Genomic DNA, 26296 nt, shown 5'->3' with positions numbered 1-26296 from the left:
TTCTTGATGCCTTACGACCAGAAGCGTGTTGTCGATGCCATCCGGGCTTTCGAGGCCGGCGAAATCGTCGTTGTCATGGACGACAACGATCGTGAAAACGAGGGTGACCTGATCGTCGCTGCGGTTCACTGCACGCCCGAGAAGATGGCTTTCATCGTTCGCCATACATCCGGCATCGTCTGCACGCCGATGCCGCGAGAGGAAGCCAAGCGGCTGAACCTCAACGCCATGGTGGCGGAAAATGATTCCGCCCATACCACCGCCTTCACCGTTTCCGTCGACTTCAAGCACGGCACGACGACGGGCATTTCCGCCGACGACCGGACGCTGACGGTGCGCAACCTCGCCAACCCGAATGTCGGTCCCGCCGACTTCGTCCGCCCCGGCCATATCTTCCCGCTGGTTTCACGCGAAGGCGGCGTGCTGATGCGCTCGGGCCATACCGAAGCCGCAGTCGATCTCTGCAAGCTTGCCGGCCTGCCGCCGATCGGCGTCATCAGCGAACTCGTCAATGACGACGGCACGGTGATGCGCGGCCCGCAAGTGGCCGGTTTTGCCGAGCAGCATGGGCTGAAGATGGTCTCTGTCGCCGACCTCATCGCCTATCGCCAGCGCAAGGAAACGCTGATCGAACTCGGCGCCAGTTTCGATATCGACACGCCGTTCGGCAAGGCGCGTGCCCATACCTACTCTCTGCCGTGGGATCCGATGCAGCACCTCGCCGTTGTTTTCGGCGATATCCGCGACGGCATCGACATTCCGGTGCGTCTGCATCCGGAAATCGTCGCCGAGGATATTTTCGGCAAGCGCCGGCCTGTCGATTTCTACATGAAGAAGATCGCTGAAGAGGGGCGCGGCATCATCGTCTATCTCCGCGAGGGTTCCGTCGGCGTCGGTCATTTCGACAACGGCCGCAAGACGCGTCAGGCAGAGCGGGAAAGCCACGCCGAAGCGCAGGCACGCGACAACGAATGGCTTGAAATCGGCCTGGGCGCACAGATCCTGAAGGATCTCGGCGTCAGCTCGATCAAGCTGCTCACCAGCCGCGAGCGGCACTATGTCGGCCTGGAAGGTTTCGGCATCAAGATTGCAAAGACGGAAATCTGCTGAGAGGTTGGTCTCTCCCTCAAATGGGAGAGACAACACGATCGTTCCCGGTACAGCATGTACGAGGTCGATAGCCGTTGAAGCTGGCCTATTACGATGAAGGGGTGGAATTGACGATTGCCGGACTGCCGCCGATCTGGTTGCACGGCGGCATTGTGATCGTTGCGTTCTTCATCACCTTTCCGCTGTGGAGCAGGCTTAGCGCAACGGGACTTACTGCCGCCGGCTTCGTTGTCGTCGGCCTCATCCTCTCCGTCTTGTCCCATGAGCTCGGCCACACGCTTACGGCGCGCCATTTCGGTTTTACTCCGACGTTGATCCGCCTGCACGCAGGCGGTGGCGAAACTGTTTGGGAAGCAGAGGAGAGCACGCGTGCCGAGCGGCGCCTAATTACGATTGCAGGTCCCGCCGTCAATCTCGCGCTCGGCCTCATACTTTTGTTCGCCTATCATGCCATCGTCCAGCACTCCGCAGGCTTCGTCACGCCGAACCCAGACACGCCTTGGTTTCGTCCCCCTCCCACTGCCGTTCCGCCGCTATTCACAGCCTTGCTTTGGCTGGGCGCGCTAAATCTGGTTTTATGTGGCGTCAATCTCCTGCCTGCATTTCCGCTTGATGGCGGAAACCTGCTCTATGAGGAACTTGAAGCGCGATGCGGCGCTGACCGAGCGCTGTTCTGGACGGGTTTGTTCGGAGCAGCTTTCGCCATCGCGGCAAAGATCATCTTCATAGTCGGGATTCTGACCGGGTTTGTGATATGGTCGCCGCCCTATCTCAAACCGAATTTGCAGGCACTGCGCGCATCGCGCCAACATCGACTGACAACGTGAGCGAAAGCTGACCAGCCGCAAGCGGAGCTATGCCGCTATATCGGCCCGAGAGCCTTCGATATCAAAATCAATCGATACCGGTGCATTGCGATCGGGACAGGAACTCGCGGTCCAGCAGGCCCAGCATGATGTCGTCGTGCCAGTTGCCGTTGACATAGGCGGTTTCCCTCTCCCTTCCTTCAACGACGAAGCCGCATTTCTCGTAGGCGCGAATGGCGCGCTTGTTATAGGCGAGCACGCGTATTCCGACGCGATGCAGCTTCATCTCCGCGAAGGCATGGCGCAGGAGAAGGGTGATCGCTTCGGTGCCGAACCCCTTGCCAAGCAAAGCTGGGTTGTTGATGCCGATCGCCATCATTGCCCGTCTGTCCTGCGAATTGACGTTGTCCAATCTGATTTCGCCGGCGAAGGCACCGTTGATCTCGATGACCCAGGCATGCGGGTGATCGCTAAGCCTTTGCAGCCATCGCATCGCACCTTCACGGGTGATGGGCTTTATGTTGTCCTTGTCGACGCCGTACATCTCCGCGATCTCGGCATGATTGCCCAGAGCGAAACGCATGTCGGCGTCATCGGCGCATGGTGGACGAAGCCTGACATTGCTGCCTTCCAGAACTGGCGATGGCAATGAACCCTCCCCTTTCGACAGATGCCTTTGGCTACCCCTCCCCTGCAGGAGAGGTGGTCAGCCCCGCCAACCTTCGAGAAACACGACCTTCTCGACGCCGGTGAAGCGGGCGACGCGCTCCAGCTCGGCCTCCAGCTTTTCCAGGCGACCAGCGGAAGCCTTTACACCCGGCTCCAGCCATAAGCGCTTGACGTCGAGCGTGCTCGCCTTGCGGTCGGCCTTCATGTCGATCCGTCCGATCAACCGGTCCCCCTCGAGCAGCGGGAAGACATAATAGCCATATTCGCGCTTCGGTTCAGGCACGAAAATCTCGATGCGATAGAAGAAGCCGAACAGGCGTTCGGTGCGGTTGCGATCCCGCAGCGTCGGATCGAAGGGACTTAGGACGCGGATGCGCGCCGGCGCTTCCGGGTGCTGATCGAGTGTTTCGTGGAAATCTTGAAAAGCATAGGATGCGCGCGGCTTGCCGCCGCCGACGGGCTCGATCAGCACATCGGTCAGCTCATCGCGATGCGTCTCCACCCAGGTCTTGGCCTCGAGCGGCGTCACGAGATCCCAAAAGGCTGATATTTCGCCCGAAGTGGCAAACCCAAGCCGCTGCAGCGCGCTGCGGCAGGCCCAATCGACGAATTCCTCATGCTCCACTTCCGGCTCGTGGAAATGGCTTGGAAGAACCCGTTCGACCAGATCGTAGACCTTCTGGAAATTGGTGCGACCGGCGATCGCGAACTTGCCGGTGCGCCAGAAATATTCGAGTGCTGTCTTGTTCGGGTGCCAATTCCACCAGCCGCCGGAGACATGATCCTCCGCTTTGACCTCGCGGGCGGTGATGGCTCCGTGCTTCAGTACGCGCTCGTAGGTTTCGTCGAAGACGGCTTCGAACCCCTCCCCACGCCATTTGCGCCAGCGCTCGATGATCGCAGCATCCTCGCGGCGGAAGCGATGCTTCCAGTAGACGTAAAAGGCGCTCGGCAGGATGGAGGCATCATGCGTCCAGTTCTCGAAAAGCGCGCCGTCCTTTTCCAAGAGCTCGGTCAGATGCTCGCGCCGATAGGTCTGGTTGCGTGAAAACAGGATCTGATGATGGGCTCGCTCGACGGTGCCAATACTATCCACCTGCACGAAACCGATGTCCTGGATGAGCTGCAACAGCCCCGCCTTGGTCAAGGCACGGTTCGGCGGATTGGCGAGCCCCTGCTTGGCAAGGAACACGCGGCGGGCGTCACGATTCGAAAGCAGATTCGTCATGAGGGATCATAGGCATAAATTCCCATGCTTTCAAAGAGGCGTTGATTTGATAAATCGACGCAATGCGCTACAGCCTTTTGTCGTTCCGCAATTCCAGCCGGAAAACCGCTTCGCACTTTTCCTGGAATTGCTCTATAGCTCCGCGATCACACTATTGAGCAGGGAAGCCGCTTGGACATCCGCTTCGAAAATGCCGGCGTCGACTATGGCATTCGTACCGCGCTGGTTCCGCTGAGCCTGACGCTTCAAGAGCACCGCATCGGCGTGATCGGCCTCAACGGTTCCGGCAAGACGACGTTCGCGCGGCTCATCAACGGGCTCGTCAAGCCAACGACCGGGCGTATCGTTGTCGATGGGCTCGACACGGTTAGCGATGCCGGCGCCGTGCTTGGAAAGGTCGGCTATATCTTCCAGTCACCACAGAACCAGATCATCCTGCCGATCGTGCGCGACGATATTGCCTACGGGCTGAAGGCGCGCGGATACGACAAATCACGGATCGAGGCGGCGGTAGACGGCATTCTCGACCGCTTCGGCGTTCGCCATCTGGCGGCGCGTCGCGCGCATGAGCTTTCAGGCGGCGAGCTGCAGATGGCAGCCCTCTGCTCCGTGCTGGTCACCGGCCCCGACATTCTCATTCTGGACGAGCCGACGAACCAGCTCGATCTCCGCAACCGGGCGCTCGTGCAGAAAACCATGGCAACGCTGCCGGAAAATGTCATCGTCATCAGCCACGATCTGCCGCTGCTGGAGGATTTCGAGCGGGTGCTGGTGTTCGATCAAGGCCGGTTGGTCGTCGATGCTCCGGCGGCGGCGGCGATCGCCCGGTACAAGGAGATGGCTGCCTGATGCAGACGCTGCATGTCGACGTCGACACATGGCTGCACCGGCTGACGCCGCGCGTGAAGCTCCTGGCGTTGGCCGCTCTTGGCGTCGTGCTCTTCCTGACGCAGTCCGTCCCGTTGCTTGCCTGCGCAAATCTGGTCGGCGCCGGTCTCTATTTTCGCGCCGGTCTGTCGATCAGGGACGCGCTGCGGCGACTGCGACCGATCCTGATCTCGATTGCCGTGCTGGCGGTCTTTGCCGCATTGGTCGGTCCGCTCCACGCTGCAATCGTCACGGCACTGAGGCTGACCGCGCTTGCGCTCTTTGCGGCCACGGTGACGGCAACCACATCGACAGCGGCTTTTATTGACGAAATCACCGCCCTTGCCATGCCGGTCGAGAAGGTGAGCCCGCTCAAAGCCGCCGATATCGGGCTTGCGATCGGCCTCGTCATTCGTTTCGTGCCTGAAATTCTCGATCGCTATCAGGCGATCCGCGAGGCGCATCAGGCGCGCGGAATCAAGGTGAGGCTGGTCACGACCCTCGCGCCGCTAATCATTCTGACGTTGCGCGATGCGGACAATATCGCCGCTGCGATTGACGCGCGTGGCATTCGGCGGCAATGAACACAGATCTGTTTCGCAAGGAGCTGCCATGAACACCCGCGACCTCGTCCTTTCGGCGCTGTTTGCCGCCATCATCGTGGCGCTCGGCCTGCTGCCACCGATCCCGATCGGCATCATTCCCGTGCCGATCACCGCGCAATCGCTGGGCGTCATGCTTGCCGGTGTTGTGCTTGGCGCCAAGCGTGGCACGATCGCCGTGTTGCTGGTTGTCGTTCTCGTCACGATCGGCCTGCCGGTCTTATCGGGCGGCCGCGGCGGCCTTGCCGTGTTCGCTGGCCCCACTGCCGGCTTTTTCGTCGGCTGGATTTTCGCGGCATTCGTTACCGGCTATCTCTCCGAGCGGCTGGTGAAGCCTGAGCAGAGCAATCTCGCACAAGGCGTCGGCTTCTTCATCGCCGCCGCCATCGGTGGCGTGGTGGTGCTCTATGCCTTCGGCATCGCCTGGCTCGCCATCAATATCGGCTTCGGCAAGGCATTTTTCGGATCGCTGGGTTTCGTGCCCGGCGACGTCGTCAAGGCAGCCGTGGCAGCGCTCGTCGGACGCGCTGTAATGGCCGGTTATCCGCTGCTACCGCAGCGAAGCTAAGCCCGGCTCAAGCCAGATATTTGTAGAGCCAATCGCGCGTGTCTTCCGGCAGCGAGACGGGTTCATGCTCCTCGCCGCGAACCGCGAGCCACAGGATTTCCACCTCAGCCGCCAGTTCGTTGCCGGTTTCGACGGCAACGACAAAGCCGATCGATTTTCCACCGATCTTGTTGACGCTGACCGAGAAACGCGCAAGGTCGTCGTAGCGAAGCGCTCTGTGCAGCGAACAGGATGCCTTTCTGGCGACATAGATTGGCTCGTCATCGACGAGAGGCCGCGTCCGCCAGAAATTCGAAAGCGCTGTCTCCGCCTGCGAGATGTAGGAGGCGATGAACATATGGCCGTGCCTGTCGACATCACGCGGCGGCACCCTGAACTCGATGACATCGGATCGTTCTATGCTCATCATCACGCAACAACCCCGGCCGACGCCATACTGACCTTAGAGCATGATGCCGAAAAGTGCGCGCGGTTTTCGGGCGACATCATGCTCTACTTCTTTGATTTTAGAGCGGATTCAGATTTTAGGTCGAGCAGACCTAAAATCATCCGGCTCTAACGAAAGCTTAACACCGCGCCTCGATAAGTAAACGGGCGCCCTGCCAAAGTGGTTAAGATGGATTGTTGACATCGTAGTGACATTGTCCATGTCCTGTAATAGGCGTCACACCTCTTTTATAGATTGGGCCCATGAGCACACGTCTTTACGAACATCCGATCTTTCTTGAACATATAGTTCCACCCGGCCACCCGGAGCGTCCCGACCGGCTGCGGTCGCTGAACATTGCACTTGAGCATCCGAATTTCGAGCGGCTGGACCGGCGCAAGGCGCCGCCTGCTCCTGAGGAAGCGATCCTGCTTGCGCATCCCGAAGAGCATCTGGAATTCGTTCTGCGCTCGATGCCGGACAAAGGCGACGACGGCGAGATCAACCAGATCGAGGCTGACACCTACGCTAGCCCGAAGACCCTGCAGGCGATCATGCACGGTGTCGGCGGTGCCATGGCGGCGGTCGACGACGTGTTTACGGGTGCTGCGGACAATGTCTTCGTGGCGGCCCGGCCGCCGGGCCACCATGCCGAAAAGTCCAAGGCCATGGGCTTCTGCTTCTTCAACAATGCGGCGATTGCCGCCCGCCATGCACAAAAGGCCCACGGCGCAGAACGCGTCGCCATCGTCGACTGGGATGTCCACCACGGCAACGGCACGCAGGACATTTTCTGGGACGATCCGTCCGTGCTCTTCTGTTCGACCCACCAGATGCCGCTCTACCCGGGCACAGGCAAGAAAGACGATCGTGGCACCCACAACACCATCGTCAACGCACCGCTTTCGCCGAACACCGGCGGCGACCATTTCCGCGAAGCTTTCAAATCGCGCGTTCTGCCGGCGCTGCATGATTTTCGCCCCGACCTCATCATCATTTCGGCCGGCTTCGACGCCCATCACCGCGATCCACTCGGCCAATTGAACCTCGTCGGCGAAGATTTCGACTGGGCCACGGGACGGCTGCTCGAAGTCGCAGACCGTAGCGCCAACAACCGGGTCGTCAGCCTGCTAGAAGGCGGCTATGATCTGGAAGGCCTCGCCGAGTCGGCGGGGATGCATATTCTACGCATGATGAAGGGTTGACGATGAGCGAGAACGCCAAAGTAGATGTTTCAGGCTATTCCTTCGAGAAGGCCGTGGCGGAGCTCGAGAGCATCGTCGCGCGGCTGGAACGCGGCGATGTGGCACTGGACGAGTCCATCTCCATCTACGAGCGCGGCGAAGCGCTGAAGAAGCATTGCGAGGCTCTGCTCTCGGCTGCCGAGAACCGCATCGAAAAGATCAGGCTCGACCGCGCCGGAAAGCCACAGGGCACGGAACCGCTGGACGGGCAGTAGGACGAGCGGGAAAATTTGAGTTTGCCTGACATTCCCGGTAGGTTGAGCATCAACCGAAAGGAGACCCGATATGTCTTTCTTCCCAGGCAACGATCCTCAGGCAGGTGATGCCTTCGCCTGCGACGCGATCGAAAATCTCATCATTCCGCGCACCAGCGACCTTGGCGGATTTTCCGTGCGGCGCGCGCTTCCGAGCAGCCGGCGGCGGCTAGTGGGGCCGTTCATCTTCTTCGATCGCATGGGCCCGGCCATCCTGCGACCCGGCGAAGCTCTTGACGTGCGCCCGCATCCGCATATCGGCCTATCCACCGTCACCTACCTCTTCGACGGCGAGATCCGCCATCTCGACAGCCTTGGCACCGCCAAGGTGATCCGCCCCGGCGACGTCAACCTGATGACGGCCGGACGCGGCATCGTGCATTCGGAGCGCACGCCGGAGAACCTGCGCGACCATCCGTTTGCCATGTCCGGCCTGCAGACCTGGCTGGCTTTGCCCGACGACAAGGAAGAGATCGATCCCGCCTTCGCCCATACGGAAAAGGAGGATCTTCCTGATATCTCCGACGCCGGCGTCACCGGACGTGTGGTCATCGGCAACTTCGAGGGCCTCAAGTCACCGGTGAAGTCCTTTTCCGATACGCTTTATGTCGATCTTCAGCTGCAGGCGGGTGCAAAGTTTCCGTTCGGTACAGCACATGAGGAACGTGCGATCTATATTCTCTCCGGTTCGCTGGTCGTCGCCGGCGACCGGTTCGCACAGGATCAGCTCCTCGTTTTCCGCCCGGGCGACGCCATAACCCTGGAAGCCGCAGAAAAAGGCTGTCACCTCATGCTTTTTGGTGGTGCGGCGCTCAATTCGAAGCGCTATATCTGGTGGAATTTCGTGTCATCTTCCAAGGAGCGGATCGAAAAAGCCAAGGAAGAATGGCGCACTGGCCGCTTCGATATCGTGCCAGGCGACGAAGAAGAATTCATTCCCCTGCCGGAAGGCTGACGGGTTCATGACAATCCCACATGTTTCTTGTTCGGGATCACCTTGAATTCGGCGCCTTTTGTCGCAATCTGTTTTGACGTAAAGGCGGACCGCCGCCCAAGAATAGCAAGAAAGAGGCTTCCGCCTTGACACAAATGCCACAGACGCCCCTGCTCGATCAGGTCCAGTATCCTTCCGATCTGCGGAAGCTGGAAGATCGGGATCTGCCGCAGCTCGCCCGCGAAGTCCGCGACGAGATGATCGATGCGGTGTCTCGCACGGGCGGGCATCTCGGCGCCGGCCTCGGCGTCGTCGAACTCACCATCGCCATTCACAGCGTCTTCAACACACCGGATGATCGGCTGATCTTCGATGTCGGGCATCAGTGTTATCCGCACAAGATCCTGACCGGACGTCGCGACCGCATCCGCACGCTGCGTCAGGAAGATGGCCTTTCCGGCTTCACGCGCCGGGCCGAAAGCGAATATGATCCTTTCGGCGCCGCGCATTCGTCGACCTCCATTTCCGCCGGTCTCGGCATGGCGGTTGCCGCCGAGCTCGATAAGACCGACCGGCGCGTGATCGCCGTCATTGGCGACGGCGCCATGTCGGCCGGCATGGCCTATGAAGCCCTGAACAATGCCGGCGCGCTCGATGCGCGACTGATCGTCATCCTCAACGACAACGACATGTCCATTGCTCCGCCGACGGGCGCGATGAGCGCCTATCTCGCGCGCCTCGCTTCCGGCCGCACCTATATGGGCTTCCGGGATTTTGGAAAGAAACTGACGGCCTATCTTGGCAAGAAGGTCGACCGCGCCATCACGCGGGCAGTAGAGCACGCACGGGGCTATGTGACCGGCGGGACGATGTTCGAGGAGATGGGCTTCTACCATATCGGCCCGATCGACGGTCATTCCTTCGAACATCTCTTGCCCGTGCTGCGCAATGTCCGCGACAATGCTCAGGGACCAGTACTGATCCATGTCGTCACGCAGAAGGGCAAGGGCTATCCGCCCGCTGAAGCCGCCGCCGACAAATATCATGGCGTCAACAAATTCGACGTCATCACCGGGACCCAGGCCAAGGCGAAGCCAAACGCACCGAGCTATACCAGCGTCTTTGCCGACGCTCTGGTGCAGGAAGCAACGCTCGACGACAAGATCGTCGGCATTACCGCCGCCATGCCGAACGGCACCGGTCTCGACAAGCTGCAGGAGTTCTTCCCCAACCGCTGTTTTGACGTCGGCATTGCCGAGCAGCATGCGGTCACCTTTGCAGCCGGCCTTGCCGCCGAAGGCTATAAGCCTTTTGCCGCCCTCTATTCCACCTTCCTGCAGCGCGCCTACGACCAGGTGGTGCACGACGTAGCCATCCAGGGGCTGCCGGTACGCTTCCCGATCGACCGCGCCGGTTTCGTCGGCGCCGATGGGCCGACGCATGCGGGTTCCTTCGATACCGCATTCCTTGCCACCCTGCCCGGTTTCGTCGTCATGGCCGCCGCCGACGAGGCGGAACTGAAGCACATGGTCCGCACCGCCGCCGCCTACGATCTCGGCCCGATCTCCTTCCGCTATCCGCGTGGCGAAGGTGTCGGCATCGAGCTTCCGGAACGCGGACAGATTCTGGAAATCGGTAGGGGACGCGTGGTCAAGCAAGGTTCGAAGGTCGCGCTGCTATCCTTTGGTACGCGCCTGGCCGATAGCCTCGCAGCCGCTGAGGATCTCGATGCGGCCGGTCTGTCGACGACGGTCGCGGACGCCCGCTTCGCCAAGCCGCTCGATCACGATCTCATCCGTCAGCTGGCCGCTCACCACGAGATGCTGATCACCATTGAGGAAGGCTCGGTCGGCGGCTTCGGCAGCCAGGTCATGCAGTTCCTCGCCAGCGAAGGCCTGCTCGACAACGGATTGAAGATCCGCACGCTCGTCATGCCCGATATCTGGATGGAGCAGGCGAAGCCCGAGGTCATGAACGCCAAGGCCGGCATCGACCGGGCCGGCATCGTGCAGACCGTGTTCAACGCGCTTGGTCGTGGCCGGATCGTCGAAGCGGCGGGATAATTTGCCGAGCCGGCAATTTCATCGCGTTCGGGCTTCTCTCCAGAACGTTTCCGCTTTTTTTCGAAACGCGAAGACGCTGTAAAGCGCGTCGCGATCTTTCAGATTCGCTTCATGCGCTTTAGCTTTTTGATTTCGCGCATGTCGTAGTCGCAAAACCGCTGCACACTTTTGCGCGACATGCTCTAGCTTATTGTTTTCTTACGCATTCCGAACGGAAAACCACTGCGCACTTTTCCTGGAATTCCTCTAATCGTCAGGAACCGAATATCGCGACGCGATCGCGGCCGGCGGCCTTCGCCTGATAGAGGGCGGCATCGACATTCCGCAGCAACAGCGTGCGCGTTGCGCCATCCTGCGGCGCGATGGCTGCGCCAATGCTCAGCCTAGCCAAGATGGACACGCCGTCCACCGTGAAAGGTGCCCGGAACGCCATAAGCAGCCGTTCGGACAAGGAAATAAGCGCGCTCCCCTCGGGCAGGTCGGGAACGAAAACTGCGAACTCGTCACCGCCCATACGCACGACGATATCCTCGGCTCGAATGACAGAGCGGATACGCGATGATGCCTCGCACAACACCTCGTCGCCGACATTGTGGCCGAAACGATCGTTGATTGCCTTGAAGCCATCCATGTCCAGATAGAGAACGCCGAAGCGTCTGCCGGCTGAGATCGCCGCGCTCAACGCTCCATCAACAATGCCTTCCAGCGCCGAGCGGTTGTAGAAGCCGGTCAATGGATCTGTCATGGCGGCGGCGCGCAAGCCGTTTTCGGCAATGCCCATCAACAGGTTGTTCTTCTGGAGACGCAGCAGTGCACTTGCGATCTGCGCAAACTGCATGAGGCTGCGCTCCTCGCCTTCGGAGAAGCGCCTTGCCTTCTGATCCAGGATGCAGAAAGCGCCCACAGGTAAGCCGCTCTCCAATCTGACCGGCGCGCCTGCATAGAAGCGGAAGCAGGGATCGTCGAGAACGAAGGGAGCGGTTTTCAACTCCGGGTCTTCAACCAGATCAGGAATGACCAGCAATCCGTCGTCGAACACCACACGGGTACAGATCGACATGTCGCGCGAGCATTCGGCGATCTTCAGACCCGCCTGCCCCGCGATACGCTGCCAGTCTTCGTCGATGATGTTGATCGCCGCGTAGGGGGTTTCGAATACGCCTCTCGCCAGCTCGGCAAGAGTCGCAAGCTCCGGCGTCGGACTGCTGTGAATCCCATTCAGGGAGCGTACGGCCAAAAGTCTCTGTGTTTCGTTGGCCGGAACTCGGACGAGCTGTCCCATTCGACTCTCCCTAGGCGGTCAGTATGCGCTTATAGAAATGGCGGTTCGCTACTGGGAGCAACCCTGCCGCCGATCAAATATTTAATAAATCTTGACCAAAGAATGGTCCGCCAGCTTGCGAAAAATGAATGTGCCTGCCGAATACCCTGCCTTTCAAGGAAAGAAGCACCCTCATCAGAGATAGGGCTGCCCCAAGATAAGACAGGTGCAGCATGAGAGATTTTCGTACAGCCTGTGCAAAACCGAACCCGCTCGCCGCGAGGCAGCGAATCGGCGAGGCTCACGGCAAGCTGCAGCCTTACCCCGCACGAATGATTTGCCGACGCTCCGAGGCGCTTTCGCCTCACTCGGAGACCCATTAATTGACGGGTGTCGCAGCGAGAATCAGAATATCGAGGTCGTGCTCGGGGTAAAAATCCTGCGCCGTCATCTGGAAGGTTGTCGGGCCGGTTTTCTTCACGTCCTTGCCGCAGAAGCTGATGTAATTTTCCGGGCTGCCCTTATCGACGGTCAGTTCGAAATGTTTGATGGGGCCCGACCAATTGGCGCCCGTCGTCAGCACATATGAGATCCAGCTTTCGGTGTAGGTACGGCCACCCTTGTCGGCTGCGGCTGCGAGCTTGGTCGCGGTCTTCAGAAACGCCTCGTCGATGCAATATTTGCCGCGATAGGTCTGCAGCTGCCGGGTCTGATAATCTTCATCGCCGGCGAAGGTGATGGCGACGGTGCCGCCGACGCTTGGCTTGTAGCGGTGCTGGACAGCGATCTTGGCCTTGGCGGGAAATTTGGTGCGCCACCAATAGGTGGTGTGCAGCGTCCACATCGGCGTCGGATGATGCTTCATGCCCTGGCCGTCATTGTCGTATTCGTCGTCGGTAATCAGACCGCGCGCCGTCCAATCCTCCAACACCTCGACGGGCAGCTTGGCTGCGGCGTCCATCGCCGCCCGGCTGAGCGGCAGCAAGGGCACACCATGCGCCTTCAGCTCATCCGTCATGTCGACCCCGGCGACTGTAACGCGCTGCTGAAGGGTCGGGACGATGGCCTTTCCGTCCTGGGTTACGGTGAAGCCAAGGAAATTGTCGGCTTCGACATCGCCGGCATCGACCATGCTGTCGACATCGCCCTTGATATCCGGCATGGGGAACGCAATGACGCTTTCGACATCCCTGTCCGAGGTATTCTGGAAAACGTAGTCGACGCGCACTTCGGCCGGCGAAATGAAGAGTTTTTCCTGATCCATGCTGATGTCGCCGGTCCGGACGTAGGCCAGGCCGCCGGTCTGCAATTCAGCCATGGTGTCATTCGCCAAGGCTGGCGCAGCAAACATCGCCAATAGCGCCGCATAGCCACTGATTTTCCGCATGATGCTCCCCAGCCGCTGATTTGCTCAATTAAGGCCAGCGGCAATCCGCCGTCAACGCCACGATCAGCACAAAAGGCTTGCAACGCACCGCATTGACCGGCATGGACTGCCTATGTCCGAACCACAACGTCTCGACCAGCTTCTCGTCACCCTTTCGCTCTTCGCCAGCCGCTCCCGCGCGCGCGATGCCATTCAACGCGGCACCGTGACCGTCGACGGCAAGGTGGTGACCAAACCGGGTGCGCTCTTTACCGAAGAAGCCAAGATCGGCATCGACGATCCGGCCCAGGACTATGTCTCCCGCGCGGCACTGAAACTGGTAGCGGCCCTGGATCATTTCGGCATCGATCCGCAGGGACAAAGCTGTCTCGACGTCGGCGCATCGACCGGCGGCTTTACCGAGGTTCTGCTGCAACGCGGCGCGGCCCATGTCACGTCGATCGATGTCGGCCACGGCCAGATGCACCCGCGCATAGCGGCCGATCCGCGCGTCACCAACATCGAAGGGTTGAACGCCCGCAACCTGACAGCCGAGGATATTGGCCGGCCCATTTCGTTCGTCGTGTCCGACGTGTCGTTCATCTCGCTGAAACTGGCGCTTGCGCCGGCACTCGCTCTTGCCGAGCCGGGGACGCGTGCAGCACTGCTGGTAAAGCCGCAATTCGAGGCGGGCCGGGATGCGATCGGCAAGGGTGGACTGCTGAAGGACCCCTCCTCCGCTCCATCAGTCGCCGCAGAACTCGAGCGCTGGTTCGTCCAGGATATGGGCTGGCAAAGTCTCGGCCTCATCGACTCGCCGATTGCAGGCGGCGACGGCAACCATGAATTTCTTCTCGCAGGGATCAAGCCATGAGCACTGAAAGCGTCACCATCCAGAAGCTTGGCGGTCAGGGCGACGGCATCGCGCAGGGCGCCGATGGCCCGATCTATGTACCCTTCACACTGCCGGGCGAAAATGTCGCCATCGCACGGGTGAAAAGCCAGGGCACATTGATGTCGATCACCACGGCCTCTCCGGATCGGCAGGAGCCGCACTGTCGCCACTTCGGGCCGGATGGCGTCAACGGCACGTGCGGCGGCTGCACCCTGCAGCACTATGTCGACGCGCCCTACCGCGCCTTCAAACGCCAGCTCGTCATCGATGCGCTGCGCTCCAAGGGCCTGGCGCCTGAGGTGGACGATATCGTTGCCGCTCATCCCGGTGAGCGCCGCAGGGTCGTCTTTGCCGCGCGCAAGACCGAAAAGAGCACGCTGATCGGTTTCAATCAGGCCGAAAGCCACCATATCGTCGCAATCGAGGAATGTCCCATCGCGTCAGCGGGGATCATGGCACGGCTCGACGCGATCAGGGCAGTCGCAACCGCGATCGCTGCCAATGCCGAGGCTTTCCGCATCTCCGTGCTGGAAACCCTGTCCGGCCTCGATCTGGCCGTTGACGGCATCAAGTCGCTTTCCGACAAACAGCGCCGCAGCACGGTTGAAACCGTGCTGGCGCTTCGCGGCATCGCCCGCGTCTCGCTGAACGGCGAAATCCTGGTGGAGCCGGCAAAGCCGATGATCGATTTCGGCGGCGTGCAGGTTGCGCCACCGCCGGGCGCCTTCACGCAGGCAACCAAGCAGGCCGAGGATGCTATGGCCGCGCGGGTGGCCGCTCATGTCGGCAAAGCCAAGCGTATCGCCGATCTCTTCGCCGGCAGCGGCACCTTCTCGCTTCGTCTAGCGCACATCGGGCGCGTGCATGCGGTGGAAAGCGAAGACAAGCCGCTTGCCGCGCTGGACCACGCCGCCCGTAATACACAGGGCCTGAAGCCCGTGACCGTCGAGCGCCGCGACCTGTTCCGCCGGCCTTTGATGGCCCAGGAGCTCAAGGTCTATGATGCCGTGGTCTTCGATCCCCCGCGTGCGGGAGCCGAATTCCAGTGCAAGGAACTCGCCCGCTCGCAGGTCAAAAAAATCGTCGCCGTCTCCTGCAATCCGTTAACGTTCGCCCGCGATCTCGCGCTGCTGGTCGAAGGCGGTTACCGCATCACCAAGGTAACGCCGATCGACCAGTTCCTCTGGACCTCGCATGTCGAGGTGGTTGCGGTGCTGGAGAAGTAAGCCTTCACCGCTTCATGAAAGCTTCGAAGGCCGCCCGGGCCTCGGCGCTCTTCAGCTGAGCAGCGAAATGCCCGGCTTCCTGCTGGATGCGGTCAAGAACGGTGTCCGGCGGGCCGCGCATGAGGTCACGAGCGATCCGCAGTGCCTCCGGCGGCTTGGCGGCGAGCTTTGCCGCCAGCGACAGCGTTTCGGCCTCCACTGCTTCCGGCGCCGTTACCTTCCAGATCAGGCCGGCCTCCTTGGCTTGCGCAGCGGAGAAGCCTTCACCAAGGGCAAGCAGCGCAAAGGCGCGCTGCTGGCCCATGACGCGCGGCGCAATCAGGCTGGAAGCAGCTTCGGGAACAAGGGCAAGATCGACGAAGGGCGTCTTGAACAGGCTGCGGTCGGAAGCAACGGTCAGATCGCAGTGGAGATGGATCGTCGTGCCGATGCCGATCGCCAGGCCATCGACGCCGGAGACGACCGGCTTTCGGGCGCTGGCCAGAGCAACCAGAAAATCCACGACTTCGCGGCCCATGCTGCCACCCATGGCGAAGGCAAGGAAATCGGCCATGTCATTGCCGGCAGAGAAGCAGCCTTCCGTACCGAGGAAGACGTTGACGCGAATATCCGACGCCTCGTCCGCCGCCCTCAGCGCATCGGTCATTGCCTGATACATGGCGCGGGTGATGGCATTCTTCTTTTCCGGCCGGTTGAACCGGATGATCTGGATATGCGGCGCCGTTTCGGAACGTTCGATCAGAATGTGGTCGGTCATGGCCTCTCCTCAGGCAAGAGCAATGCGGGCAGCTTCCAGGCTGGATGCGCCGGCCAAGACGCGATCGGCAAGCGCCGCCGTTTCAGCCAGCAGGTTCTCGGCGGCAAAACGGCAGAGTGCGATGCGTTTCGCCCCTTCACCATCAGCGACGTCGGCAAGACCGCCCTTGGCGAGATAGGAAGCGGTCAGCACCAGGCCGAATAGCCGCTGGTAAGGGGTAGCGCCGGCCAGAGCCTCCGCAACCGCGCCCTCGGCCTGCTTGGCCAGGAGCCATTCGCCCGCTTTTTCAAGATCGTCGATCGCGGCTTCCAATCGTGGCGCGGTCTCGCCGAGACCCTCGAGATTGGATCTGGCAACCGAACCGGCAATGTCGCGCAGCTCGCTGATGAAACCGCGCACATGCTCGCCATTGCCAATCGTCAGCTTGCGGGTCACGAGGTCGATGGCCTGAATGCCGTTGGTACCTTCGTAGATCGGCGCGATGCGTGCGTCACGCAGCAGCCGTGCCGCACCGGTCTCTTCGATAAAGCCCATGCCGCCATGAACCTGGATGCCGAGCGAGGCGACATCGACGCCGGCGTCGGTGGAAAAAGACTTGGCGATCGGCGTCAGCAGCGCAGCCCGCTCCTGCCAGTGCTTTGCACTCTGCCGATCGCGATGCGACATGTCGATCGCCTCGGCGCAGGCATAGCAGATGGCGCGAGACCCTTGCGTCAGCGACTTCATCGTCAGCAGCATGCGCGCGACATCAGGATGCTCGATAATGGGGCTCATGCCTGCTGAAGTTGTGCCCGGCGCACGGCCCTGCGTGCGCTCCCTGGCATAGGCGATAGCCTTCTGGGTGGCCGCCTCCGCGATCGCCACACCCTGAATGCCAACAGCCAGGCGCGCGTTGTTCATCATCGTGAACATGCAGGCGAGGCCCTTGTTCTCATCGCCGACGAGCCAGCCCAAGGCGCCCTTCTCGCTGCCGTACTTGCCGTCACCATAGATCATCGTACAGGTCGGAGAACCGTGGATGCCGAGCTTGTGCTCAAGTGAATGGGCAAAGCAATCGTTGCGGGCGCCCAGCGAACCATCTTCGTTCACAAGGAACTTCGGCACCAGAAAGAGCGATATGCCGCGCGTTCCGGCAGGGGCATCCGGCAACCGGGCGAGAACGAGATGGATGATGTTCTCCGTCGCTTCATGATCGCCCCAGGTAATGAAGATCTTCTGGCCGAAAATGCGATAGCTGCCATCGTCCCCGCGTTCAGCGCGTGCACGCAGAGCGCCGACGTCGGAACCGGCATGCGGCTCCGTCAGGTTCATGGTTCCGGTCCACTCACCCGATACGAGCTTTGTCAGGTATATCTTCTTGAGATCGTCGCTGCCGTGCGCCCGCAGCGCCTCGACCGCCCCCATGGTCAGCGTCGGCGCCAGGCCGAATGCCACCGAAGCGGAATTCCACATTTCCAGCGTCGCAATGTTCAGCATGTGCGGGAGGTCCTGCCCGCCGAATTCCTCCGGCGCGGTCAACCCGTTCCAGCCGCCCGATATCCAGTCGCGATAGAGTTTCTCCCAGCCGTCGGGAAGAACCATTTTGCCATCGACCAGCCTTGCGCCTTGCCGGTCGCCGTTTTCGGCCAGTGGCTCCATTTCCTCACCGGCAAATCGCCCGGCTTCCGCTAGAATGGCGTCGACGACATCGGCGCTGAGATCACCGAGGATCCCCTGCTCCATCGCACGTCCCATGCCTGTGACGTGGTTCAGCGTGAATGCGATTTCCTCGACGGGCGCCTTGTACATGCTGTCTCCTCCGCATGAGAACAATTCCAGCAATGTTGCGTCCGGAATTGCGTGAAAACAAACAGATAGAGCATTTCCGTGACTCTATTTGAAATCGGAAATGCTCGATACTGCCTTCGGCCTGCCTCACTCGGGCCGAAGACGGTGGGTAACATAGCTAGTTGATTTTTACGTAAACGTCAATTTTTCGAAGCAGCAATCGTGACGATTTCCGCTAGGCCGCAAACACGATCCCGCAGCGGGTTCAAAACTCGTCTTTATCGCAAAGCTGCAGCCAGTCGCCGCAGCCGCGCCAGCAATTATTCCGGCTAATGATGGTCTTGTATAAACAATCGTCATGAACAAAGACTAAGGCAACTGTTCAGACAATGCGAACGATCCGGCCATGAACACGATCATCTCCGCCAATAAGATACCGGGCTTCGTCTGGGCCTATCGTCTGCGACCGGGCTCGGACAAGCCGGAGCGGTTGGCCGACGATACCGATCGTGCGGCGCTCTTTACCGGAGAAGGCTTCCTCTGGCTGCATCTCAGTCTCGTCGATGCCCGCGTCCCGGCCTTCCTCGCGGACGCGCCAGGCCTCAACGACGCCGCACGCATCGCGCTGACGACACATGAAACGCATGCCGCCGTCACTGTCGATGAACAGATGCTTTTCGGCACACTGGTCGATTTCCAGCGTGATTTCACTCACAACACCCACGATATCGGCTGGCTGCATTTCGCGCTGACCGATCGCATGCTCATCACCAGCCGGCTGCAGCCGCTTCGCAGCCTGGATCGGGCCCGTACGCTGATCGAAAAGAACCCGGCGCGTTTTTCCAGCCCGGTGGATGTTTTCGAGGCGCTGGTGGCAGAATTCCAGCGTGCCCTGATTTCCGTCGTCATCGAAATCGGCGAGGAACTGAACGCTATCGAAGATTTCGTGCACGGCAATACGTCGCATGACGAGCGCGCACGGCTTCCGCCCATTCGCCGGACGATCGTGCGACTACACAGGCATCTGCGAACGGTGCTTTCTCTGATGCGTCACGCCGCCGCCTCGGATGACGAGGAAATGCCGCTCGGTTTCGACGATGTGGCGGGGCGCTTGACGGGCCGGCTCGAGGCTGTCGAGCATGACATTTATGCGCTGCAGGAGCGCGCCAGGCTATTGCACGAAGAAATCGGCTCGAAGCTCTCGGCCGAGATCAATCGCCACCTCTACATCCTGTCGATCATGACGGCGTTTTTGCTGCCACCCACGCTGGTAACCGGCTTTTTCGGCATGAACACATCGGGCCTGCCGCTCGCCGGCGGCTCCACCGGTACCGGATATGCGGTCGGCTTCATCATCGCGTCCATATTGCTGGCTTGGTGGCTGCTGAAGCGCGTCGACATTCTCTGAGGTTGAGACATGCAAAAGCCGCCCGGTGGGAACCGGACGGCTTGTGTCTGTAACTCTCAATTCTATTGCCCTTACGCAATTCCGGGCGAAAAACCGTCAATCGTTTTTCCCTGAACTACGTTAGCTGCGGCTTAGTAATACGGCGAGTAGCACTGGCGGCGCGGGCCATAATTCGGCTGGAACGTGTTGTCGTAGGCGCGATAGGAACGGTAGCGTCCTTCGCACCAGTCAACGTGCCGAGGGTTTATGCCAACGGAAGGAGCCGGAGCCGGCGCATAATAACGCGGCTGGCTGGCGATTGCGCCACCGATCAAAGCGCCGGCGCCGAAGGCGGCGAGCGGGAACCAGTAGCCGTCATGATAGCGATAACCGTGACGATAACCCGAGTAGCCGCGATAGCCGCCATACCAACCACGACGATAGTAGCCGCCGCGATAGTCGCGCCATTGCACCTGCTCGACATTGCCGACTGACTTGTCGGCCTGCACGACCGGTGCGGTGGGCATCTGGATGGCGAAAGACGGTGTGAAGCTCGTCAAGGTGACCGCGGCCGTCACGGCTATGGTCGCAATTTTCGCACGGAAACCAAGCATTTTTATCTCCATTCCCTGGTTCGACTTGTGCTCAAGCCTATAGGTTTCATGTCGGGAATGCTTCCCGAGCAAGGTTTCGCTGCCTGTTTCGTCGTATATTCGAATAGACGACAAGAAACGCGGCAGCACACTGTTTGGTTCCTTAAATCCCTACCAACTTAAGGAGTTATGCGAGGGCTCCACACCGAGTTTATAGTGTTTGCATTCTTAACCCAAGATTAACCAGCAATCCTTACTATTATTTCATGAAAGGATCCTGGCAGAGCCACGCCCTGATTTGCACCTTCCTTACGGTTCTGAGCTTCATGGGCCCGGCCACCAAACCTTCGGCTGGTGAAAATCAACCTTGGACGGACACGAAAAACGCCCTCATCGTCGATGCCTACGAGCTGAATACGATCGATTGGAGTGCGTTTCTGCAGGACAAGCGCATCGCCGCCTTCATTTCGAAAGCCTCGGACGGCCTGCCGGCGACCTACAATTGCGCCGCCAAACCCGCGGGCGACACACCCGCGCATTGCAAGACGATATGGCGCAAATACGCCATCAGCCGCGAACTCTATCAGACCCGCCGCATGTTGGCGAAGACGAATGGCCTATTATGGGGCGCTTATCATTTGGGACGGCCGGGCAATCCCATCGATCAGGCCAATCATTTTCTCGATTATGCCGATCCGCAGCCGGATGAGCTGATGGTGCTCGACATAGACGGGATGGACCCTGCCCAGTTCATGTCGCTGGACGATGCCCAGATTTTCGTCGCGCATATCAAGGTCAGAACCGGGCGCTATCCGATCCTATACACCAACCACAATACGGCGCAGTATATTGCCGATCACCGCGATCTCTATCCGCTGCTGTCGCGGCTGCCGCTCTGGTATGCCCGCTACAAGCCGGACGTGAAGGGCACCTTCCCGCTCGGCAACTGGGACAGCTATGCCATCTGGCAATTCGTCTCGTCGGAAAACTGCTCCGACAAGAGTTGCCCCTACCGCGTTCCGGGCACCCTGACCGATATCGACGTCAATGTCGTGCCGATGACCAAGGTGCAGCTCGCCGCGATCTGGCCGCAGGGCGATCTCGTGGCGGCCAAGCCGCTTCCCGCCCCCGACCTGACGATTGCTCAGGATGCGACCTGCAGCGGGCCGCGGCAAACGCTGGTCTCGCTGCTGCTCGACCCGGTGGTCACGGCTTCGATCCCGCGATCCAAGCCGGTCGCTGAGATCAACGAATTTAACTATCAGGATTTCTAAAGCGCCGTGTTTCCTTACGGAAGCACAAAGGTCGCTCCATCTATTTGAATCGGCGCATCAGGCTTCGACCTGAACATCCGTCTTCGGACGCGAGCAGCAGGCCAGAATGTAGCCCTCCTCGATCTCGTCGTCGAGGATGCCGCCATTGTGGCTCATCTCGACCTCGCCAGAAAGCTTCAGCACGCGGCAGGTACCGCAAAGCCCCGATTCGCAGGCTGCGCCGATGCGCACGCCGGCGCCACGGGCCGCCTGCAGCACGGTCTGACCGGCCGGGCAGAGTACGTCCTTGCCGGCCATGGTGAAGCGGATCGTCGTCGCGGCCTCGGTCGACGCGTCGTCGGTCACCTCGGCGAGCGGCGTTGCCGCATTTGCCGGCTGGAAGCTCTCCTGATGGTAGCGCGACATGTCGAAACCATGCGCTTCCAGCATGGAGCGGACGGCATCCATGAAGACTTCGGGACCGCAGCAGAAGATCGTGCGATCCATGAAATCCGGCGAGAGCAAGCCGATCTTGGCCTTGTCGATGCGACCCTTCAGCCCCGACCAGAGATCGGTGCGGCCGCAACCCTCGACGATCAGGCCGAGGCTGAGGTTGGGCATGAAACGGGCGAGATATTCCAGCTCCGAGCGGAAGATGATGTCGGCGGGGCTGCGCGCGCAATTGATGAAGCCGATATCCGACAGCGGCGCGATATCGGCCATGTAGCGGGTCATCGACATCATCGGCGTGATGCCGGAACCGGCCGAGACGAACAGGTATTTTTCGCCAGGATGGCGGATGTGGCTGAAATCGCCGAGCGGTCCGAAGGCCTTGATACGCATGCCCGGCTTCAGATTGTCGAACATCCAGCGCGTGCCGATGCTGTCCTTTTGCGCCTTCACCGTCACGGCGACCGAAAAGGGCCGCGACGGTGTGGACGACAGCGTATAGGTGCGCATGACCGGCTCCGGCGTCGTCGGCAGCTCAAGCGTCACGAACTGGCCCGGCAGATAGCGGAACCAGTTGTCCTTGTCGGACCCGAATGTGAAGGTCATCACATCGGGCGCTTCGGGCGTGACCGAGAGGCATTCGAGCAGATGCTGCCTGTCGCTCCAGGGCTGCATCTGATCGAGGTGTCGATGACTGTTGGAGGCGGTCTTGCTCATACTCAGGCTACCGCCGACAGCTTGGCCTGATCGCCCTGCAGGCGGTCGATCATGAAGTTCGAATACCACTCGACGAACTGCATGACGCCGCCTTCGTGGATTTCCGAATAAGGACCGGGCTCATAAGCCGGCGAGTGGATACCGAAGGCATTCTCCTCGACGATGCGGCGGTCCTGATCGTTGGTCTCGTTCCAGACGTGGGTCAGCTCCTCGATATCGTAATCGACGCCTTCGACTGCATCCTTATGAACCAGCCATTTGGTGGTAACGGCGGTTTCTTCGGCATTGAGCGGCAGCACGCGGAAGGAAATGGCGTGGTCGCCAAGCAGATGGTTCCAGGTGGTCGGGTAGTGGAAGAGCAGCATCGTGCCGATGCCGTTCATCGTCACGTCGGAGGCCAGCTGCCGCTTGACGGCCTTCTGGCCGGACATGGTGTAGCTTTCGGCTCCTTCGATCAGCGGCATGCGGGCGGTACGGAACTGGCCGTCCGGCGAGATCTTGAATTCGCTCGGCAGGCCTGCGGCTTCGCAACGTGCCCAATGCTCCAGGATGACCGGATCGCTCATCGCGCCTTGAACGCCGGTAACGGTCGGTGCTTCCGGGAAGGTGCGGCAAAGCTCGGGGTGGTTGGCGGCGCAGTGGTAGCACTCGCGATTGTTTTCCCAGACCAGCTTCCAGTTACCCTTCTCGATGATGGTGCTCTGGAAGGCGACCTTGGCTTCGCTCATGCGATGCGGCGCCATGTAGGGCTCGATCGCAGCACGAACCGGCGCGAAATCCGGCGCATTCTTCGCAAGGCAGATGAAGATATAGCCGGCGACACTTTCGCAGTGGACTTGCTTCAGAGAATACTGGCTCTTGTCGAAATCCTCCGCCATCTGGCGGGCAAAGAGCAGCGAGCCGTCCAGCTCGTAGGTCCACTGGTGGTAGGGGCAGACGAGCTTGGCCGAGGAGCCGCGCTCAGTCGTGCAGACGCGCGAACCGCGATGGCGACAGCTATTGTGGAAGGCCCGGATCACCTGGTCGCGGCCGCGAACGATGACAACAGGATATTCGCCGATCTGTACGGTGAAGTAGTTGCCGGCGCGCGGCACCTCGCAATCGTGGCCGATGAACAGCCAGTCGCGATAGTAGATCATTTCCATATCGAGCTTGAAATAATCCTGATCGATATAGAAAGGTTGCTCCAGGCTGAAGCCCTCACGGCGGCTCTTCAATTGCCGCAACACATTGCTCTTGATATCCATTTGCCTATCCTCGCGCAGTACCGGAAGCGAGGGAGGACCTGCGCAACCGTCAGAACGGTTGAAGCAGTATCCGACCACCCGTCGCGGTCAGTAAACCATATCTGCCCAAGGCTGGTTTCCGGGTTCTGGAAAGGCCCTGCTGCCAGGACCTCCGCCTCCCTGATGGACGGCACCTTGAGATTGATATCATCATAGCTCCCGGCCCTATCGCCCGCTCCGCTACAATGCGACATCGACTTCGAAATTGACGACAGACGAAACCATATCTGGAGACGGTTGCGTACGGCGGCAATATAGAAAGACAATTCAATCCCTTAAGTATCACCATCGCAAATCGGCGAGGCAACTGTTCCACGCCTTGCTGATGACGCTTTATTCTGATTGCGACAGAACGACCGACGCCGGGCAATCAAAGCGGTGCCTGCGCCGCAGAAAGCGCCCGCAATGCCGCCATCGCCCGGTCAGCGTCGCCCGAGGGGACGAAGACATGGTCATGATAATAGGCTGCGACGACATTGGCGCTGATGCCTTCATTTCCGAGCGCCGTGGCGAAAGCGGCGGTGAGGCCGACGGCCTCGAGCGACGAATGGACTTCGAGGGTGATCATCCGCATGGCAGGGGTGGTTGCAAGTCCCGCCTGTCGCGCGGCTTCCAGTGGCAGGATCAGCGTCATACCCTCGCGCTCCCGGAAAAAGCCGATGGGTTCCAAATGAATATGGTCTATCAGCGCAGTGGCCGGCACGCTGCAATAGACGAACTCTCCCTCGGCGAGATTAGGCTTCATGCCGGAAAGCAGTTGCTTGAGATCGGTTACTCCGGACATGTCTTGGTCTCCTTAGGAAAGTGCGCCTGCGCCGTTAAGCCCTGCTCAAGCCAGGTGTATTATCATGCAATCACCAGATTCTTATAGCGAGACCCGGCATGGCCAAACTCAGATATTTCGACACTGGGAAGCCCGCCGACCCCGAGCCAACAGCAGCGGTGTCGACGACGGGGCATAGCGAATTCCTGCGAACCGGCCGCATCAATCGCGACAGGTCACATTGGCTTGCCGAAGAGCGCCGATACATGACCCACCAGGAGGTCGCCGAACGCACCGCGCAGAAGCTGCTGAGTGCCGGCGAAAAGACCCATGACCGGCTGAACGGCTTTCACAAGTCGATTCGCTTCCCGAAACTCATCTTCCATCACACGCTGAAGGACACGCCGCATCTGGGCTATTGCCACGTCACCGCCGCGCGAACGCAGTTCGCGCATTATGAGGACGTGAACTGGGCCTTCTATATCGCCAACTTCTTTGCCCGCATCGGCCAGGAAGAAAACTTCTTCGAAGACATCAGTCTCAAATATTCGCGGATGTATTTCGCCGTCGCCATGCATCCTGACAAGGAAGCGGAAGACAAGAAGCTGACGATCAATCGCGACATCCGCGGCAACGGCGTGCTCTTCCACACGCACGACCCGCAGATCGCCATCCGCAATGTTCTTCTGCTCGGTGCCCGCAACGAGCAGCTTCGCGACATCATTCGCCAGCTTTGACGATTGATCCGAAAACTCGAAGAGCATAAGAAACGGCCTGAACTGCAAGCAGGCAGGCCATGGCACGACACATAGACATTCTCGAACATCCGCAAACGGCGATCGACGTTGCCTCGGCGACGCTCGCCGAGGGTTTGCCCATCGGGTTGCCGACGGAGACGGTCTACGGCCTTGCGGCTGACGCCACCAATCCAGCCGCGATTACCCGGATCTACGAGACGAAGGGCCGTCCGCGCTTCAATCCGCTGATCTGCCATATGAGCGATCTTGCCATGGCAGAGCGGTATGCGGTCTTCGATCCGATCTCCCGCAAGCTCGCAGAAGCTTTCTGGCCCGGCCCGCTGACGCTGGTGCTGCCGCTCAGGCCCGATAGCGGCATTCATCCGCTTGCAACAGCCGGTCTCGACACCGTCGGCATCCGCGTGCCGCAAGGCTTTGCCGGCGAGTTGATCCGCGCCTTTGATCGCCCCCTTGCCGCGCCGAGCGCCAATACCTCTGGCAAGATCAGCGCCACCAGCGCCGATCATGTCGATGACGATCTCGGGGAACGGATTACCCTTATTCTCGATGCCGGAGCCTCGGTCGTCGGCGTGGAGTCGACCATCGTCAAGGTCGAGAATGGCGAGATGCGTCTTCTGCGGCCAGGTGGTCTGGCGGCAAGCGAGATCGAGCGCGTTGCCGGCAAGGTGCTGAAGCGCAAGAAGAAGGCTTCGGCCGCCATCGAGGCGCCCGGCATGATGGCCTCGCATTATGCACCGGGTGCAGCCGTGCGGCTCGACGCGACAGATGTTTCCGCGAACGAAGCGCTGATCCGCTTCGGGACGCCAGACATCCCCGGCAGCGAGAATGCCCTTGCCGTGCTCGATCTGAGCGCTAGCGGCGATCTCTCCGAAGCCGCTGCGAACCTCTTCGATTTCATGAAGCGCGCCGATGCCACCGGCGCTGCGACCATTGCCTTTTCGCATATTCCCGACGAGGGCCTCGGCGAGGCCATCAACGACCGGCTGCGGCGCGCGGCCGCGCCCAGAGAGTAAATCAGCCCGACACCATCAGGCAAAGGACACGC

Annotated in this window: 26 protein-coding genes; 15 read left to right on the top strand and 11 right to left on the bottom strand. The window is 60.4% G+C overall.

Annotation, left to right across the window (positions count from 1 at the left end):
* The first annotated feature begins 6 nt into the window (after nt 1-6).
* Nucleotides 7-1110, top strand: coding sequence for a 3,4-dihydroxy-2-butanone-4-phosphate synthase (gene ribB / locus ACIQJ2_RS16250; RefSeq protein WP_199151341.1), 1104 nt, complete (start codon nt 7-9; stop codon nt 1108-1110).
* Nucleotides 1111-1184: 74 nt separating this feature from the next.
* Nucleotides 1185-1937 carry a site-2 protease family protein gene (locus ACIQJ2_RS16245; RefSeq protein ID WP_400667510.1) on the top strand — a complete coding sequence of 251 codons (753 nt, stop codon included), beginning with the start codon at nt 1185-1187 and terminating at the stop codon, nt 1935-1937.
* Nucleotides 1938-2004: 67 nt separating this feature from the next.
* Here ACIQJ2_RS16245 and ACIQJ2_RS16240 read toward each other — a convergent pair whose 3' ends face one another.
* Together ACIQJ2_RS16240 and ACIQJ2_RS16235 are read right to left on the bottom strand one after the other, a co-directional pair.
* Nucleotides 2005-2565, bottom strand: a complete 561-nt coding sequence (locus ACIQJ2_RS16240) for a GNAT family N-acetyltransferase (protein ID WP_400667512.1) — start codon at nt 2563-2565, stop codon at nt 2005-2007.
* Nucleotides 2566-2622: 57 nt separating this feature from the next.
* Nucleotides 2623-3813 (bottom strand): winged helix-turn-helix domain-containing protein, encoded by a 1191-nt coding sequence (locus ACIQJ2_RS16235; protein ID WP_199151343.1) that lies wholly within the window; start codon nt 3811-3813, stop codon nt 2623-2625.
* 171 nt (nt 3814-3984) lie between these two features.
* On the opposite strand from ACIQJ2_RS16235, the gene ACIQJ2_RS16230 reads away from it, so the two are divergent.
* From ACIQJ2_RS16230 to ACIQJ2_RS16220, 3 genes are read left to right on the top strand one after another with little or no spacing between them, the layout of a single operon-like run.
* Nucleotides 3985-4662 carry an energy-coupling factor ABC transporter ATP-binding protein gene (locus ACIQJ2_RS16230; RefSeq protein ID WP_400667514.1) on the top strand — a complete coding sequence of 226 codons (678 nt, stop codon included), beginning with the start codon at nt 3985-3987 and terminating at the stop codon, nt 4660-4662.
* A complete protein-coding gene (locus ACIQJ2_RS16225) occupies nt 4662-5264 on the top strand; it encodes an energy-coupling factor transporter transmembrane protein EcfT (RefSeq protein ID WP_199145448.1) in 603 nt (200 codons plus the stop codon). Before ACIQJ2_RS16230 ends, ACIQJ2_RS16225 begins: the two co-directional genes overlap by 1 nt.
* 28 nt (nt 5265-5292) lie before the next feature.
* Complete coding sequence (locus ACIQJ2_RS16220) at nt 5293-5850, top strand: biotin transporter BioY (protein ID WP_400667516.1); 558 nt, start codon at nt 5293-5295, stop codon at nt 5848-5850.
* 7 nt (nt 5851-5857) lie between these two features.
* Here ACIQJ2_RS16220 and ACIQJ2_RS16215 read toward each other — a convergent pair whose 3' ends face one another.
* A complete protein-coding gene (locus ACIQJ2_RS16215) occupies nt 5858-6259 on the bottom strand; it encodes a thioesterase family protein (protein ID WP_199145569.1) in 402 nt (133 codons plus the stop codon).
* Nucleotides 6260-6540: 281 nt separating this feature from the next.
* On the opposite strand from ACIQJ2_RS16215, the gene ACIQJ2_RS16210 reads away from it, so the two are divergent.
* The 4 genes from ACIQJ2_RS16210 (at nt 6541) to dxs (ending at nt 10772) form a co-directional block, all read left to right on the top strand.
* Nucleotides 6541-7482, top strand: coding sequence for a histone deacetylase family protein (locus tag ACIQJ2_RS16210; protein WP_400667518.1), 942 nt, complete (start codon nt 6541-6543; stop codon nt 7480-7482).
* A gap of 2 nt (nt 7483-7484) precedes the next feature.
* Nucleotides 7485-7736, top strand: a complete 252-nt coding sequence (locus ACIQJ2_RS16205) for an exodeoxyribonuclease VII small subunit (protein WP_184700926.1) — start codon at nt 7485-7487, stop codon at nt 7734-7736.
* Between the two features lie 70 nt (nt 7737-7806).
* A complete protein-coding gene (locus ACIQJ2_RS16200) occupies nt 7807-8730 on the top strand; it encodes a pirin family protein (protein WP_400667521.1) in 924 nt (307 codons plus the stop codon).
* A 125-nt stretch (nt 8731-8855) separates the two neighbouring features.
* The gene (dxs, locus tag ACIQJ2_RS16195) at nt 8856-10772 is read left to right on the top strand and encodes a 1-deoxy-D-xylulose-5-phosphate synthase (protein WP_400667523.1); all 1917 of its coding nucleotides are present in this window, start codon (nt 8856-8858) and stop codon (nt 10770-10772) included.
* Nucleotides 10773-11025: 253 nt separating this feature from the next.
* On the opposite strand, the gene ACIQJ2_RS16190 is transcribed toward dxs, so the two are convergent.
* Together ACIQJ2_RS16190 and ACIQJ2_RS16185 are read right to left on the bottom strand one after the other, a co-directional pair.
* Entirely contained in the window at nt 11026-12054 is a 1029-nt protein-coding gene (locus ACIQJ2_RS16190; RefSeq protein ID WP_400667525.1) for a sensor domain-containing diguanylate cyclase, read from the bottom strand.
* A gap of 358 nt (nt 12055-12412) precedes the next feature.
* A complete protein-coding gene (locus tag ACIQJ2_RS16185; protein ID WP_400667527.1) occupies nt 12413-13420 on the bottom strand; it encodes a DUF4424 domain-containing protein in 1008 nt (335 codons plus the stop codon).
* Between the two features lie 112 nt (nt 13421-13532).
* Here ACIQJ2_RS16185 and ACIQJ2_RS16180 point away from each other — a divergent pair, with 112 nt between their 5' ends.
* Both ACIQJ2_RS16180 and ACIQJ2_RS16175 read left to right on the top strand, forming a co-directional pair.
* On the top strand, nt 13533-14273 hold the full coding sequence (locus ACIQJ2_RS16180) for a TlyA family RNA methyltransferase (protein ID WP_400667529.1): 741 nt from the start codon (nt 13533-13535) through the stop codon (nt 14271-14273).
* Complete coding sequence (locus tag ACIQJ2_RS16175; RefSeq protein ID WP_400667531.1) at nt 14270-15520, top strand: class I SAM-dependent RNA methyltransferase; 1251 nt, start codon at nt 14270-14272, stop codon at nt 15518-15520. Before ACIQJ2_RS16180 ends, ACIQJ2_RS16175 begins: the two co-directional genes overlap by 4 nt.
* A 4-nt stretch (nt 15521-15524) precedes the next feature.
* On the opposite strand, the gene ACIQJ2_RS16170 is transcribed toward ACIQJ2_RS16175, so the two are convergent.
* Nucleotides 15525-16277 (bottom strand): crotonase/enoyl-CoA hydratase family protein, encoded by a 753-nt coding sequence (locus ACIQJ2_RS16170; RefSeq protein WP_400667532.1) that lies wholly within the window; start codon nt 16275-16277, stop codon nt 15525-15527.
* 9 nt (nt 16278-16286) lie between these two features.
* Nucleotides 16287-18065, bottom strand: coding sequence for an acyl-CoA dehydrogenase (locus tag ACIQJ2_RS16165; protein ID WP_400667534.1), 1779 nt, complete (start codon nt 18063-18065; stop codon nt 16287-16289).
* 385 nt (nt 18066-18450) lie between these two features.
* Here ACIQJ2_RS16165 and ACIQJ2_RS16160 point away from each other — a divergent pair, with 385 nt between their 5' ends.
* A complete protein-coding gene (locus tag ACIQJ2_RS16160; RefSeq protein WP_400667536.1) occupies nt 18451-19452 on the top strand; it encodes a transporter in 1002 nt (333 codons plus the stop codon).
* Between the two features lie 131 nt (nt 19453-19583).
* Here the strand turns inward: ACIQJ2_RS16160 and ACIQJ2_RS16155 are convergent, their stop codons facing one another.
* Nucleotides 19584-20045 carry a BA14K family protein gene (locus ACIQJ2_RS16155; protein ID WP_199145473.1) on the bottom strand — a complete coding sequence of 154 codons (462 nt, stop codon included), beginning with the start codon at nt 20043-20045 and terminating at the stop codon, nt 19584-19586.
* Nucleotides 20046-20290: 245 nt separating this feature from the next.
* Between ACIQJ2_RS16155 and ACIQJ2_RS16150 the strand changes: the two genes are divergently transcribed.
* Nucleotides 20291-21298, top strand: a complete 1008-nt coding sequence (locus ACIQJ2_RS16150) for a glycoside hydrolase family 25 protein (protein WP_400667538.1) — start codon at nt 20291-20293, stop codon at nt 21296-21298.
* Nucleotides 21299-21355: 57 nt separating this feature from the next.
* Here ACIQJ2_RS16150 and ACIQJ2_RS16145 read toward each other — a convergent pair whose 3' ends face one another.
* The 3 genes from ACIQJ2_RS16145 to ACIQJ2_RS16135 form a co-directional block, all read right to left on the bottom strand.
* Nucleotides 21356-22444, bottom strand: a complete 1089-nt coding sequence (locus ACIQJ2_RS16145; RefSeq protein WP_199145477.1) for a hybrid-cluster NAD(P)-dependent oxidoreductase — start codon at nt 22442-22444, stop codon at nt 21356-21358.
* 2 nt (nt 22445-22446) lie between these two features.
* Nucleotides 22447-23691, bottom strand: coding sequence for an aromatic ring-hydroxylating dioxygenase subunit alpha (locus ACIQJ2_RS16140; protein WP_199145480.1), 1245 nt, complete (start codon nt 23689-23691; stop codon nt 22447-22449).
* 409 nt (nt 23692-24100) lie between these two features.
* Nucleotides 24101-24514 carry an ACT domain-containing protein gene (locus tag ACIQJ2_RS16135; RefSeq protein WP_400667541.1) on the bottom strand — a complete coding sequence of 138 codons (414 nt, stop codon included), beginning with the start codon at nt 24512-24514 and terminating at the stop codon, nt 24101-24103.
* A gap of 98 nt (nt 24515-24612) precedes the next feature.
* Here ACIQJ2_RS16135 and ACIQJ2_RS16130 point away from each other — a divergent pair, with 98 nt between their 5' ends.
* Nucleotides 24613-25230, top strand: coding sequence for a DUF6656 family protein (locus tag ACIQJ2_RS16130; RefSeq protein WP_199145483.1), 618 nt, complete (start codon nt 24613-24615; stop codon nt 25228-25230).
* Between the two features lie 59 nt (nt 25231-25289).
* Entirely contained in the window at nt 25290-26264 is a 975-nt protein-coding gene (locus ACIQJ2_RS16125; RefSeq protein WP_400667543.1) for an L-threonylcarbamoyladenylate synthase, read from the top strand.
* Nucleotides 26265-26296: the final 32 nt, after the last annotated feature.

The sequence above is a fragment of the Rhizobium sp. NPDC092011 genome (assembly GCF_044756305.1).
GTDB lineage: Bacteria > Pseudomonadota > Alphaproteobacteria > Rhizobiales > Rhizobiaceae > Rhizobium.
This window is presented reverse-complemented; position numbering and strand designations above follow the sequence as displayed.